Raw genomic sequence first — 13077 nt, forward strand, 5'->3', positions numbered from 1 at the left:
TGGTCATGCGCTAGCCGCGTGTGCGGCGCTGGAAATGCGCAGCAGCGATGACTGGTATACCGCTGCCGCGCCAACTACTTGTTTGCTCACCGATTTTGACGCGGTGCTGATGCGGACCGACCCGCCGGTTGACACCGACTACTTGCTGGCGACACGACTCCTGGACGTAGCCGTTGCACAGGGCGTGCGTGTGTTGAATCGCCCGTCTGCGCTGCGCGATACAATGGCATCATGCCGCTCTGCCCCAAGTAACGGGAACCCGCTGCATGACCAAAGACCTCGTTCTTTTTCTGCGACAGTTGGCGCGACAGCCGGTTCAAACCTCGGCGATTGTGCCATCATCAACCTTTCTCGCCCGCGAAATGGTTGCAGGCCTTGGCCCTGACAGTGGTCGGGTGGTGGAGTTCGGCCCCGGAACCGGCGCGTTCACCCGTGCGATTTTGAAGCGGGGAGTGAGACCGCAAGATCTGGTGCTGATCGAGATGAACAAAATAATAAATTATATTTTTTTCGATGGATTAAAAATCCATTTTGTAACTAATCAATACAATGATTGGCTAAGCTCAACGGATTTTTCTATTTGGGGTAATTCGTATGTAGAAGTAAATAATAAAATGATATTTATTATTACGGAAAATGTAAAAACATTATCCACTTTTAGTCACTTTAACAAAGAGAACCTCAATATATTAGCTAAGCAATATGAACTAAATATTAAGGAAGAAAATGGTATTTATTATGCTTACACCCCTATTCACAATACAAGACAATTAGAAATTTCAGAAAATGAAAAGTTAATAGTTATTTACTCCATTGATGGTGGAAGAGTACCTGAAAGTATATTTATATATGGGGTTTTTGAAAAATAATCAAAAGTTTATTTTATTTGTCTTGTCCTGAAATAGGTTTACACATTAACGTTAATAAAAATGAATAAAGTTAAAAATTTTTCAGGACGTTACAGCAGGTTTTTGGTTGCAACCATTGGTTGCAATTTGGTTGCAATTTGGTTGCAACAGTTAGTTTTTTTTGGTTGCAACCAATGGTTTTTTTGGCTGTAACCTTTGCGTTTATTGGATATACATTAGTTTTTTTTAATATCACAATACCAAATAAATTTTATTTAAAGTGTAAACTTTTTTCAGGACGATACAATTAGTGCAGAACAAGACACATCAATCTTAACTGTACAAATTCCATATTTTATAATGTAAATAATAAGGCAACTGTTAATACAATATAAATTTTTATCTGTTTAATTCGGTTTGTATTATTTTCAACAAAGGTGGAATTTTCATAAATATAAGTCCATTTTACGTTAAGGTAACGTTAGAATAACGAATAAATTTTCTGAATTTAGCAAAATTAGATTTTAATTTTAGTCACTGTTTATCAGTTTACAAAAAACAAAACTTCGTTTTTTGTGATACATCAAAATAAAAAGATCTCTTTTATTAAGTTTTTATAAAATTTTGAGCAGAAATAATTTCAAATTTATTATTACTAATTTTTTTATTTTGGAGCTAACTTACTAAAGTATTCTAACATTTGATATGCATTATCATAAGTCGTTTTTCCAATATAATTCAAAAACATTCTTTCGGTTCCATGTGCCGTGATGTTCATTAAAATGGGGGTTGGAATGCGACCATAAAAGTTCGTAGCAAATGAGCGTCTACAAACATGGCTACTAATTACTTTGTGTTTTGGAAAAACACCTTTAACTGTTGGACTATTTGCCTTTAATTTTTCACGTCCGTTTGTTGGAATATTTATTTCTGCAATTTGACAAACTTCTTTAATATATTCATTAAATCGAACCAACGAAATTTTATAAGGCAATCCATTAGTTAGTATTTCCAATGCTTCGGGAAGTAGCGGAATGGCAACAAGCTTTCCTGTTTTTTGTTGTTTCAATTCAATTATTTTCATTCCATTTAATTCTTTTATATTTTTTTCGGTAATGTTTAATAAATCTCCACCACGCTGTCCAATTAAACAACCCAATAATAGCCATTTCCGTGCATTGTTTAATGATTCTCTCTTTAATATTGTGTCTTTAATGGCTTGTTGTTCATCATCATTCAAAAAAACAATATCTTCTGGAGCTTTGCTTTCTGAAAGTCCCTTTACGCTTTTAATTTGTGTTGATATTTCAATATCATTTTTGGAAGCATCAAGGCAAATTGTCTTAATATTTGCAATGTTTTTGCCTACATAGTTTACAGAATATCCTTTGTCAAATAACCAAGTTTTATATTTTTCTACAAATGATAAATTTATATCTTTTAGAAGTATACTTTTGCTTTTAAAAATTTCTGTTTCATATCTCAAAATAGTATTTTTAAATAACTTCAAATTTTGGATACGACCTTTGCTCAAACCCAATTCTTTTTTAGCATTTTGTTTATAATTTGATTCGTCTATGTATTTTTGAATATAGGTGGTTAAAACGTCCAATTCTAAAACAGGCACTTTGTTATTGAATAAATCAATTTGAAGCATTAACCATTCTCCCGTAAGTTCAATCCCCTTACTTACAGAATCATTGTAAGAGTTATTTAAAAAAATAGCAAGTTTTTCTAGTTTTGATTTGAGTACTTTCAAATCTTCTTTTCCAGTTTTTGATAATGCTTTATCTTCGCTCCAATCTTTAGCATTAATTACATAACCAGTTTTTCGTTTTAAAACTGTTTTTCTATCAATTGAATAACGAACATAAATGTTTGAAGTTTCACTTTTGCTTTGAAGTAAGTATTTTATAGTTGCCATTTATTTATATTTGATAATACAAATGTAAAAATAAAAACAACTTAGTAAACTTTTAGTCAACAAAAAGTGAATTTTTATCAATTTAAATCTATTTAAATAAATGTAATTTCCTAAAAAGCCTTTATATATAATGGTTTAAGGAGTAATTGGATTGAATACAATTTAAGGGTATTGTCCCTGACTGGGTCACAAGCTCTGCATTTTTGCAGGGCTTTTTTTATAAATTATGTTTTACACTTACATTTTACGCTCAGAATTATTGGCAAAATACTATATTAGTCATACTTATGATAATTTAAATGAAAGGTTGAGAAAATATCTATCGAACCATTCAGGTTTTACTTCAAAAGCATAGGATTGGGAAATTGTTTGTTCAGAAAATTTTTTAACAAAAACTGAAATTTACAAGAGAGAATTGGAAATCAAAAAATGGAAAAGTAAATTAAGGATTCAAAAATTAATATCGGATAATTTAGATTTAGATAAATACAGCATCCCGATTTTTAATCGGGAAGGTTTCAGGTTCGAATCTCAATAGTCCACAATTTTAAAATTTTTTGAGAAATCAAAGAATTTTTTTGTTATAAATATTTCTTACTTTAGTAAAAAATAATCTATAATGAAAATAGTTAAATTAGCTCTTATTTCAATAATAATTAATAGCAGTATTTCTGCAAGTTCACAAAGCATTTTAAGTAATAAAATAGAAATCAACGATACTACCTTTGTTAATTTAACAGATTATAATAAAGACTTTGTCTTAGATATGAAATATGCTACGACTGATAATTTTTTAAAAGCTAAAGTTTATGATTGTCAGGCTTGTTTTTTAAGGCTTAAAACTGTAAAAAATTTAATTGAAGCTAATAAAGAATTCAACAAAAAAGGATTAAAAATAAAAATTTTCGATTGCTACAGACCGCTTGATGTACAGAAAAAAATGTGGGCTATTGTTTCAGATCCAAACTATGTTGCCAATCCAGCAAAAGGATCTATTCATAATCGTGGTGGAGCGGTAGACATTACCTTAGTTGATAAAAATGGAAAAGAGCTTGATATGGGAACTATATTCGATTTTTTTGAACCTGAATCCAGTCATTTATTTAAAAAACTTCCATCGAAAGTTATTAAAAACAGAAAATTATTAAAAAAAGTTATGCTGAAACATCATTTTGAATCATTCGATTCAGAATGGTGGCACTATAATTTGGAAGGTTCAAAAAAAGATAAATTATCCAATTTTAATTGGGATTGCAATTAATTTTCGATACAAGAAAAATTATCTATAAAAAAATTCTCTGGGCTAAAAATGCTTCCGCTAATTTTTTCTGAAATTAATTGTTTTGGTAAAATATAATCTATTGTTTCCGAAGCAAATTTTATACGCATCATAATGATTGGATATTTTTTTATGGCTTCAAAATCATCGTTTCTAAACAAAAAATTGGCATCTAGCATGCGATTATTTAGCTTTTCAGTTTCGTTATACAATAAATTATCACACTGACTTTCATTGGAATTTAGGAAGGTATAAATTTTACCATTCGATAGTTGAAAATAAATTTTAGAATTTTTATCCAAGCATTTTGGAGCAATAAAATCAGTACTTTTTTGTATAATTTGTAGGTTTAATAGAGGCACATTATTATCTGAAATTAAAGATAAAAAAATCAATTGTGCTGTATTTCCAAATACTCTTTCTTGAACAAGGCAACTAGTGGTTTCTTTGAGCGTTCCTATGGAATCTGTAACATTTACAGAATATTCGCAAGGATTTTTTTGTGCAAAAATAGCAGTTTGTATTGTAAAAAAGAGAATAATAATTTTAAATTTCATTGGGTTTAAATTTTGGCGCAAAGTAACACAATTTTACGATTATTTGCATCAGTTGTAAAAAAAGTATACACATTTCCACCATCTTTTATTTTCCATTTTTTTCTAATGTTTTCAACTGTTTCTGGAAAATTTCTAATTGTAATATTTGCTTTTGTATTTTCTAAAAATCGTTTCATTTCAACTTTGTTGCACTCAAAATGATTTTCAATTTTAAAAATTCGACCAGGAAATTCAATAATTTCGTCTGATGTGTATAAATGTGAGTGCTGATGTAATTTTTTAACTTTGAATTTATCTGATATTATGTTGAAAGCACCAGATTTTAAAATAGCCGAATTTGGTTCATAAATATAATTTTTTGGTTCAGAGTATGTTTTGCCAATTGGTTCTGTATTTAAAACAAATTCAAATTTTTCTTCATGATTTTTATTGAAATTAATAGTTTTAATAAAAATTTCAGCGTTATAATTTTTTTCTATTTCCCAAAGTATTTCTTTTACTTCGTTGTTTACTGCAACTATATGAATTTTTTTTACATTTTTTAATTCACCCAAACCAGCCGAAATATCAAGTATTGGTGCGGTTTTTATTAAAATATTTTTGGTGTACAAAAAGTATTTTTCCAGAAGTTCAGGAACATTCGGTTGGCAATCATGAAGCATAAAAACTTTACCTTTTGCATCACTTCTTCTTGAAGGATCTATGTAAATCCAATCGAAATTTTGAACCAATTTTTTTAGTGTTTCTAAACTATCACCAAAAACGCAAGTAATATTTTTTTGATTTAAAATTTCAAAATTATGTTTTACAATTTCAGAAAGTTCCAAATTCATTTCACAATGTATGATTTGATTTATTTTTTTTGAAAAATAAAAATCATCCACACCAAAACCACCTGTTACATCAATTAAACTTTCTCCAGAAACAATATTCAATTTGTAGTTTGCAGTAATTTCGGAAGATGTTTGTTCTATTGAAATTTTACTCGGATAAATAATATTTTCTGAATTAAACCAAGTTGGTAATTTATTTTTTGCTTTTATTTTCGCAGCTATTTGGCTAATTATTTCTATGTAATTAAATTCTGAAAATGGATTTTTCTGCAAAGCAAGATTAATAATATTGGCTTCGATATTTCTATTAATAAAATCTTGGATTTCAGTTTTTAAAATGTACTTGGGAAACATTAAAGATCTTTAGTAATTATTTTGACTACTTGATTTTCTGGGAAAAATTCTTTAGAAATAATTTTTAACATCGTATAAAAAGGAATTGCAACAATCATTCCCATAATTCCAAACAGAAAACCTGCAATAAGTGTGATTAGAAATATTTCAAGAGGATGAGAATTCACACTTTTTGAAAAAATAATGGGTTGAGAAACATTATTATCAATAATTTGAACTATCCAAAATCCTAACAATACATACAAAGTGGTTGGAATAATATCATTTTGAAAATCGCCATTCAAATTTCCAATCATTGTTAAAACAGCTGCTACAACTGATCCAATAAGTGGTCCAATATATGGAATAATGTTGAGGATGGCACACAACAATGCAATTACAAATGCATTGGCAACCCCAAAAATAAGTAATACAATAATATATAATACAAATACGATGGACAATTGTATTAGCAAACCAATAAAATATCTGCTTAGCATATGATTGGTTTTTTCAAGAGAGTTTAGTATTTTTTCTTCATGGTTGTCTGGTATGATTTTTTTTAAACCTTTTAGAAAAATTAATTTATCTTTTAAAAAAAAGAATGTAATAAATAATACTGATGCGAGCCCCATTCCGAAACTACTTAATGTCGCTAAAACAGAATTCAAAAAATTGGGTATAAAATTAAAATTTAATTTTGAAGTCAATTTTGAATCTTTTAATAGTTTGGAAGAATCGATATTATGATTGGTCAAGTAGGCTTCAAATTGACTTGTTAAATCGGTTATATTTTTTTCTATAGATTGAGTATTTAATAGTGATAGACTCTCAATTTGAGAAATAATCAGCGGTACAAACATCATAATAAAACCTACAAAAATCAAAATTAAAATAAGCATGGTAAATACAACTGCAAGATTGTTTTTAAATTTTAATTTTGTTTTAAAAAATTCCAATAACGGATTGGTAATCAACGTTAATATTAATGAAACTATCAAATAAATTATAACAGATTGTATTTCGTATAAAAATAATAGTAATAAAGCAATTCCAATAATGCTAGCTATTGATCTTAAAATTCCGTTTGCAATAATTTTTGATGTCATCCCTAAAAATTTTAGAAAACGAATATAACAAAAAAACTCGCCATATAGGCGAGTTTTAAGTATTCTTTAGTAAATTATCTGAATGAAGCTCTTGAGCCACCCGCTAAAAATATAGCAGACATTCTAGCTTTTTGACCATTTGAGAACATATACATTCCTCTATCGTCTGTGTAATCCATATAATTCATATACATTTCAAGTGGTGTACCTGAACAAGTACTTCTTAAACCTACAGCAGGAACTCCACCATTTGGAGAATCCATAGTTGGTGTATCTGAAACTAAATCTGATCCACAATTTGCATCTCCCCAAATGTGACGTAAGTTCATCCAGTGACCTACTTCATGAGTTGCAGTTCTTCCTAAGTTATAAGGATAAGATGCAGAAGATGAGCTAGTAACACCTGTGTATTTAGAGTCGATAGCTACACCATCAGTTGCAGATGAACCTCCAGGAAATTGTGCATAACCTAAAATTCCTCCACCAATTGTACAAACCCAATAGTTTAGTTTTGTAGTTGGAGATGTTGCGGCCAAACCACCTGATGCAGCTTTTTTCATTGCATCATTAGTTCCCCATGAAGTTTTTGTAGTTGATTTTCTGATTACTTGATCTAGAACAAAGCTAATTTCAACATTTGCTTTTATTGAAGAATAAGGATTGTTTGCAGTATTGAAATCTGAATTTAATGCATTAAAATCTTTGTTCAAAACATCAATTTGCGTTTGGAGTAGTGCTAATGAAACATTTTCTGCAGTTGTTCTGTACAATACATTGAACACTACTGGAATTTCAATTTTTCCATTTACTATACGACCATTTGTAAGAGCGTCCGATGTAAAAGCTTCAATTTGTTGCATTTTAGCTGCTAATTCAGGGTTGTTTTTTAAATTTTCTTTTAACACGTCGTTTGAAGCACATAATCTAGCGGATGCATTTACAGCAACTTGTGTTTGAGATTCTGGAATTCCTGCTTCTTCATTTTGACATGAGAACATAAAAAATAATACTGAAGCACTTAATAACAATTTTTTCATAATTTGGTTGATTTGGTTGATAATATGTTAATTTATAACTAATTTCTTTGGCAATAATATAACAAAATATATTATTTGCAAAATAATTGATAACATTTATTAAAATATATTATCAAAACCATTTAAATCAAATTGTTAATAACTCTGCCAATATGTTTTAAATATGACAATTAGAGAATAATCTTATGTTGAAAAAATAATATTTAAAATAATAAATATTTTTAAAAATACTTAAAAAAAACTACTATGTTTATTAAAATTTGCCAAAAGAAGGTTACATAAATGTGTATAATATAAAATAATTAATTATTAAAAACGAAATTAAGAATATTGGCTCCCATTTTCAAAGCTTTTTCTCGTACTTCTTGTGGATCATTATGAATTTCAGAATCTTCCCAGCCATCGCCCAAATCACATTCGTAAGTATAAAGTAATACCAATTTATTATCTACAAAAATGCCAAACGCTTGAGGCCTTTTTCCGTCGTGTTCGTGAATTTTTGGTAATCCATTGGGAAAAGCATTTGGTTTTTGAAATATAGGATGCGTAGTAGGTATTTCAACCAAATCGATATTTGGAAATATTTTTTTTATTTCTTTTTTAATGTATTGATCCAACCCGTAGTTATCATCTATATGCAAAAATCCTCCTGAATATAAATACTTATTAAGATTTTCAACTTCCAATTCGTTGAAAAAAACATTTCCATGACCTGTCATGTGTATGAATGGATATGAAAAAATATCTGGACTTCCAGCAGAAACTGTGGCTGGTTTTAATTTTATTTTGGTATTTATATTTTGATTGCAATATTTGATTAAGTTTGGTAATGAAGTTGGATTTACATACCAATCGCCACCTCCAGAGTATTTTAACAATGCAATTTCTTGTGAAAAACTACTGCTAAAACAAAATAAAATTAAACCTATATATAATGCTCTCATAATAAATCTATCAAAAATCATTTTATTCATTTGTAAAAACAATACTGTGGCAAGCAACTATTGCTGCTGTTTCTGTTCTTAATCTTGTATTTCCTAAAGATACAGGAATAAATTTGTTTTCTATTGCCAACTTAATTTCTTTTTCTGAAAAATCGCCTTCTGGTCCAATCAATACAGTATATTTTTCGTTTTTTTTAATATTTGTTTTTAATAATATTTTTTCAGTTTCTTCACAATGTGCAATGCACAAATTTCCATCATGTTGTTTTAATATAAAGTTTTGAAAACTTATGGGGTCATTCAATTTTGGCATAAAAAATTGTAAAGATTGTTTCATGGCAGATTGAATAATTTTATCAAAACGATCTCTATTAATAATTTTTCTTTCCGATCGATCACATATAATAGGTGTAATTTCGTGAATCCCCATTTCGGTAGCTTTTTCTAAAAACCATTCAAAACGTTCATTCATTTTTGTTGGAGCTACTACCAAATGGATATAAAAATTGGTTGATTTATTCGTTTCTATTTGAGTTATTAAAACAGTGCATTTTTTTTCGGAAGACAAAATAATTTTTGTAGTAAATAAATCCCCTAAACCATTAGTCACATATAAAATATTTCCTTCGGTTTTGCGTAAAACTTTGACTATGTGTTTGCTTTCTTCTTTATCAAAAGAAAATTCGCTGTCTTTTGGACTAATATTTGGATTGTAAAATAATTGCATTTTAAAATTCTATTCTTGCTTTCGCAACCACTGAAGCATTATTAAATTGGTTTTCTAAAAACTTGTGGTAACCCACTATTCCTATCATTGCGGCATTGTCTGTTGTATATTCGAATTTTGGAATAAATGTTTTCCAACCCAATTTTTTCTCACTTTCTTTTAATGTGTTTCTAATTCCAGAATTTGCGGAAACCCCGCCACCAATAGCAATTTGGGTAATTCCAGTCTGTTTTACTGCCAATTTGAGTTTTTCCATTAAAATTTCAATAATAATATTTTGAATAGAGGCACAAATATCGTTCCTATTTTCTTCAATAAAATTTTCATTTAAAATTACATTATTTCTAATAAAATATAGAATTTGGGTCTTCAACCCAGAAAAGCTAAAATCTAAATTAGGAACTTTTGGTTTTGTAAATTTAAAAGCTTTGGGGTTGCCCAACTGTGCATATTTGTCTATTAAAGGTCCGCCAGGATAAGGAAAACCTAATATTTTTGCACTTTTATCGAAAGCTTCTCCTACCGCGTCATCTGTAGTTTCTCCAATAATTTCCATATTAAAAAAACTTTTTACCACAACTATTTGTGTATGTCCGCCAGAAATTGTCAAGGCTAGAAATGGAAATTCAGGTTTGTCAAAACCATCTTCATCAATAAAATGAGCCAAAATATGAGCATGCATATGGTTTACAGCAATTAATGGAATATTCAATGCCATTGCCATCGATTTTGCAAAAGAACTTCCAACCAAAAGTGAACCCATAAGTCCTGGCCCTTGAGTAAAGGCAATAGCTGAAAGCTGATTTTTATTGATGTTGGCATTTTTTAAAGCCACATCAATTACGGGCACAATATTTTGTTGGTGCGCTCTTGAAGCAAGCTCGGGAACCACACCACCATACTGTTCGTGAATGGCTTGTCGTGCCACTATATTCGATAAAACTTTATTATTTGATAGTACAGCTGCTGCTGTATCATCGCAAGAACTTTCGATAGCAAGAATATAAATTGGTGCTTTGAGCATAAAAGGCATAGATTTTGCGTTATATTTGATAAACCGATTTAAAATTTATAATTTTACATCGAACCCCAAAAATATAGATTTTTTAGTCAAATCTACACTTTTTAATAGCATTTACCTTTTGGAAAATAATTTTGTTGAAAGAAAATAAAAAAAATACAGTTTTTAAAAAAATTAGAAGAATTATATTATTTTTCCTTTTTGGAATTGTTTTGTTATTGCTAGCACTTGGTATTATTATTTCTTTGCCATCTACCCAAACCAAAATTGCACAGTATGCCACAGCACAGTTAAATGCTAAATATGGAACAGATATTAATATTGATCAAGCTTCCATAAGTATTTTTGGCGGACTTAAACTCAAAAAAGTTTTGGTTAAAGATTATAAAAAAGACACTCTTTTTTATGTAAATAGATTAAAAACCAATATTCTAGATTACAAGAAATTAATTGATGGTGATTTGACTTTTGGAGAAATTAGGTTGGATGGATTCGATTTTAATCTAAAAAACTACAAAGGTGATAAAGATTCAAATTTGGATAGATTCATAGCATTATTTGATGATGGAAAACCTTCAAAATCTAAAAAAAAATTCCTACTTACCGCAAAAGAAGTTTATTTAACCAACAGTCATTTTAATGTAACAGATGAAAATTTAAGCGCTCCAGAAATTTTAAACTTATCCAAACTTAACGCGCACACTTCAAATTTCAAAGTTTTGGGGCCAGACGTAAATACTAAAATTAATAGAATGTCTTTCGTGGAGCAACATGGATTGATAGTCGAAAACTTGCAATCAAACTTTACTTATACCAAACAAAATATTTTATTAGAAAATTTGATTTTGAAAACTCCAAATTCAAACATGGAAGGCTATGTTGCGCTAAGATATAAAAGAGAAGATTTTAAAGATTTTAATAATAAAGTTATGTTTGATGTAAAACTTGACAAAGCTCAAATTTCATCAAATGATTTAAATCTTTTTTATAATGAATTTGGTCAAAACAAGGTCTTTGATATTAGAACTAAAGTTTTAGGAACTTTAAATAATTTTTCCACCATCAATTTAAAATTGAGCGATAGTGATAAAACTGTCATTGTAGGAGATTTGACTTTCAGAAACTTATTGTCAAAAAACAAAAAAGATTTTTACATGTATGGAAATTTTCAAAAAATTTCATCTACTTATTCAAATCTTGTTTCAATTTTGCCGAAATTATTAGGAGAAAATGTTCCAACCACTTTTAAAAAATTGGAAAATTTCAATCTTTCTGGAGTTACAGAAATTACTAATTCTACTATAAAAGCAAATGTTTTATTGAATTCTATTTTGGGCAAAGTAGAAACAAAATTAAACATGACCAACATTAATAATATTGATAATGCTACTTATGTAGGAAATATTAAATTGAATAATTTCAACTTAGGAAAGTTGTTAACTAGAACAGATATTGGCGTTTTGAATTTAGATTTAAATGTTGATGGAAAAGGTTTTACACAGAAATATTTAAATACAAAACTTAAAGGAGAAGTCAAAAGTGTTTATTATAACAAATATAATTATCAAAATATTGTTGTAGATGGAACCATGATTAAAGCTATTTTTCAAGGTGACATTATTACCAACGACCCAAATTTGAAAATGGATTTCGACGGTATTTTAAATTTAAGCAATCAAGAAAAAAAGTATAATTTTCATGCCAATGTTGACTATGCAAATCTTAAAAAACTAAGATTGTACACCAAAGATTCAATTTCAATTTTTAAAGGAGATTTGACTATAAATGCCCAAGGAAATACGATTGACAATCTTCATGGCGAAATTTTTATTAACCAAACATCTTATCAAAACAATAAAGACGCTTACTTTTTTGACGATTTTGAAATAAAATCTTCATTTGATGAAAATAGAATAAGAACCATGACAATAAATTCGCCCGATATTATTGAAGGCAAAGTAGTTGGGAAGTTTCAGTTCAATCAACTTCAAAAATTGGTAGAAAATTCTTTGGGTAGCTTGTATGCAAACTATTCACCAAATAAAGTAAATAAAGGTCAGTTTTTGAAATTTGATTTTAATGTTTACAATAAATTAATTGAAATATTTTTGCCTGAAATATCTCTTGGGGAAAATACCGTCATGAAAGGAAATATAAATTCAGATAATGATGAATTTAAATTCAATTTTAAGTCGCCAAATATTACCGCCTACGAGAATTATTTTGATAATGTAAATATTGAAATTGATAACAAAAACCCATTGTACAATGCTTATGTCGAAATGGATAGCATCAAAACAAAATACTATAATGTATCAGATTTTACCTTAATCAATGTTACTGCAAACGATACATTGTTTTTTAGATCTGAATTTAAAGGTGGCTCCACAATTTGCTTCAATTGTTGTTTGTGGTATGAATATCTCGTCAGTTATTGTTGGTGTCTTCTTTGCTTCAATTTCAAT

General features: G+C 28.9%; 11 protein-coding genes and 2 pseudogenes. 5 read left to right on the forward strand and 8 right to left on the reverse strand.

Annotated features, from left to right (window positions below; translation table 11 throughout):
• Together RMN92_RS14550 and RMN92_RS03980 are read left to right on the forward strand one after the other, a co-directional pair.
• Positions 1–385: pseudogene (locus tag RMN92_RS14550) on the forward strand (hypothetical protein); the annotation flags it as partial.
• Positions 267–869 (forward strand): hypothetical protein, encoded by a 603-nt coding sequence (locus RMN92_RS03980; RefSeq protein WP_309608171.1) that lies wholly within the window; start codon positions 267–269, stop codon positions 867–869. The pseudogene RMN92_RS14550 and the gene RMN92_RS03980, both read left to right, overlap by 119 nt.
• A gap of 643 nt (positions 870–1512) precedes the next feature.
• Here RMN92_RS03980 and RMN92_RS03985 read toward each other — a convergent pair.
• Entirely contained in the window at positions 1513–2772 is a 1260-nt protein-coding gene (locus RMN92_RS03985; protein ID WP_309608172.1) for a phage integrase SAM-like domain-containing protein, read from the reverse strand.
• A 226-nt stretch (positions 2773–2998) separates the two neighbouring features.
• Here RMN92_RS03985 and RMN92_RS03990 point away from each other — a divergent pair, with 226 nt between their 5' ends.
• A complete protein-coding gene (locus RMN92_RS03990) occupies positions 2999–3127 on the forward strand; it encodes a GIY-YIG nuclease family protein (RefSeq protein ID WP_309608173.1) in 129 nt (42 codons plus the stop codon).
• Positions 3128–3391: 264 nt separating this feature from the next.
• Positions 3392–4033, forward strand: coding sequence for a M15 family metallopeptidase (locus RMN92_RS03995; RefSeq protein ID WP_309608174.1), 642 nt, complete (start codon positions 3392–3394; stop codon positions 4031–4033).
• On the opposite strand, the gene RMN92_RS04000 is transcribed toward RMN92_RS03995, so the two are convergent.
• The 7 genes from RMN92_RS04000 to tsaD all read right to left on the reverse strand — a co-directional run bounded on the left by RMN92_RS04000 (position 4030) and on the right by tsaD (position 10615).
• Positions 4030–4608, reverse strand: coding sequence for a hypothetical protein (locus RMN92_RS04000; protein ID WP_309608175.1), 579 nt, complete (start codon positions 4606–4608; stop codon positions 4030–4032). The two genes, RMN92_RS03995 and RMN92_RS04000, sit on opposite strands and share 4 nt — an antisense overlap.
• Positions 4609–4613: 5 nt before the next feature.
• Positions 4614–5795 carry a THUMP-like domain-containing protein gene (locus RMN92_RS04005; protein ID WP_309608176.1) on the reverse strand — a complete coding sequence of 394 codons (1182 nt, stop codon included), beginning with the start codon at positions 5793–5795 and terminating at the stop codon, positions 4614–4616.
• Positions 5795–6883, reverse strand: coding sequence for an AI-2E family transporter (locus RMN92_RS04010; protein ID WP_309608177.1), 1089 nt, complete (start codon positions 6881–6883; stop codon positions 5795–5797). The genes RMN92_RS04005 and RMN92_RS04010 overlap by 1 nt, the downstream gene beginning before the upstream one ends.
• A 74-nt stretch (positions 6884–6957) precedes the next feature.
• Positions 6958–7920: a zinc metalloprotease gene (locus RMN92_RS04015; protein WP_309608178.1), complete on the reverse strand. Its 963-nt coding sequence runs from the start codon at positions 7918–7920 to the stop codon at positions 6958–6960.
• A 302-nt stretch (positions 7921–8222) separates the two neighbouring features.
• Positions 8223–8864 carry a DUF4159 domain-containing protein gene (locus tag RMN92_RS04020; RefSeq protein WP_309608180.1) on the reverse strand — a complete coding sequence of 214 codons (642 nt, stop codon included), beginning with the start codon at positions 8862–8864 and terminating at the stop codon, positions 8223–8225.
• Positions 8865–8886: 22 nt separating this feature from the next.
• Positions 8887–9591 carry a 16S rRNA (uracil(1498)-N(3))-methyltransferase gene (locus RMN92_RS04025; protein WP_309608179.1) on the reverse strand — a complete coding sequence of 235 codons (705 nt, stop codon included), beginning with the start codon at positions 9589–9591 and terminating at the stop codon, positions 8887–8889.
• A 1-nt stretch (position 9592) separates the two neighbouring features.
• On the reverse strand, positions 9593–10615 hold the full coding sequence (tsaD, locus tag RMN92_RS04030; RefSeq protein WP_309608181.1) for a tRNA (adenosine(37)-N6)-threonylcarbamoyltransferase complex transferase subunit TsaD: 1023 nt from the start codon (positions 10613–10615) through the stop codon (positions 9593–9595).
• A gap of 134 nt (positions 10616–10749) precedes the next feature.
• On the opposite strand from tsaD, the pseudogene RMN92_RS04035 reads away from it, so the two are divergent.
• Positions 10750–13077, forward strand: a pseudogene (locus RMN92_RS04035) (translocation/assembly module TamB); the annotation flags it as partial.

The sequence above is a fragment of the Flavobacterium sp. genome, from assembly GCF_031363805.1.
GTDB lineage: Bacteria > Bacteroidota > Bacteroidia > Flavobacteriales > Flavobacteriaceae > Flavobacterium.

What these genes read in the sequence shown, in the direction of transcription:
- RMN92_RS03980 (WP_309608171.1), top strand. Translation starts at nt 267, where the DNA reads ATGACCAAAGACCTCGTTCTTTTTCTGCGACAGTTGGCGCGACAGCCG.
- RMN92_RS03985 (WP_309608172.1), bottom strand. Translation starts at nt 2,772, where the DNA reads ATGGCAACTATAAAATACTTACTTCAAAGCAAAAGTGAAACTTCAAAC.
- RMN92_RS03990 (WP_309608173.1), top strand. Translation starts at nt 2,999, where the DNA reads ATGTTTTACACTTACATTTTACGCTCAGAATTATTGGCAAAATACTAT.
- RMN92_RS03995 (WP_309608174.1), top strand. Translation starts at nt 3,392, where the DNA reads ATGAAAATAGTTAAATTAGCTCTTATTTCAATAATAATTAATAGCAGT.
- RMN92_RS04000 (WP_309608175.1), bottom strand. Translation starts at nt 4,608, where the DNA reads ATGAAATTTAAAATTATTATTCTCTTTTTTACAATACAAACTGCTATT.
- RMN92_RS04005 (WP_309608176.1), bottom strand. Translation starts at nt 5,795, where the DNA reads ATGTTTCCCAAGTACATTTTAAAAACTGAAATCCAAGATTTTATTAAT.
- RMN92_RS04010 (WP_309608177.1), bottom strand. Translation starts at nt 6,883, where the DNA reads ATGACATCAAAAATTATTGCAAACGGAATTTTAAGATCAATAGCTAGC.
- RMN92_RS04015 (WP_309608178.1), bottom strand. Translation starts at nt 7,920, where the DNA reads ATGAAAAAATTGTTATTAAGTGCTTCAGTATTATTTTTTATGTTCTCA.
- RMN92_RS04020 (WP_309608180.1), bottom strand. Translation starts at nt 8,864, where the DNA reads ATGAGAGCATTATATATAGGTTTAATTTTATTTTGTTTTAGCAGTAGT.
- RMN92_RS04025 (WP_309608179.1), bottom strand. Translation starts at nt 9,591, where the DNA reads ATGCAATTATTTTACAATCCAAATATTAGTCCAAAAGACAGCGAATTT.
- tsaD (WP_309608181.1), bottom strand. Translation starts at nt 10,615, where the DNA reads ATGCTCAAAGCACCAATTTATATTCTTGCTATCGAAAGTTCTTGCGAT.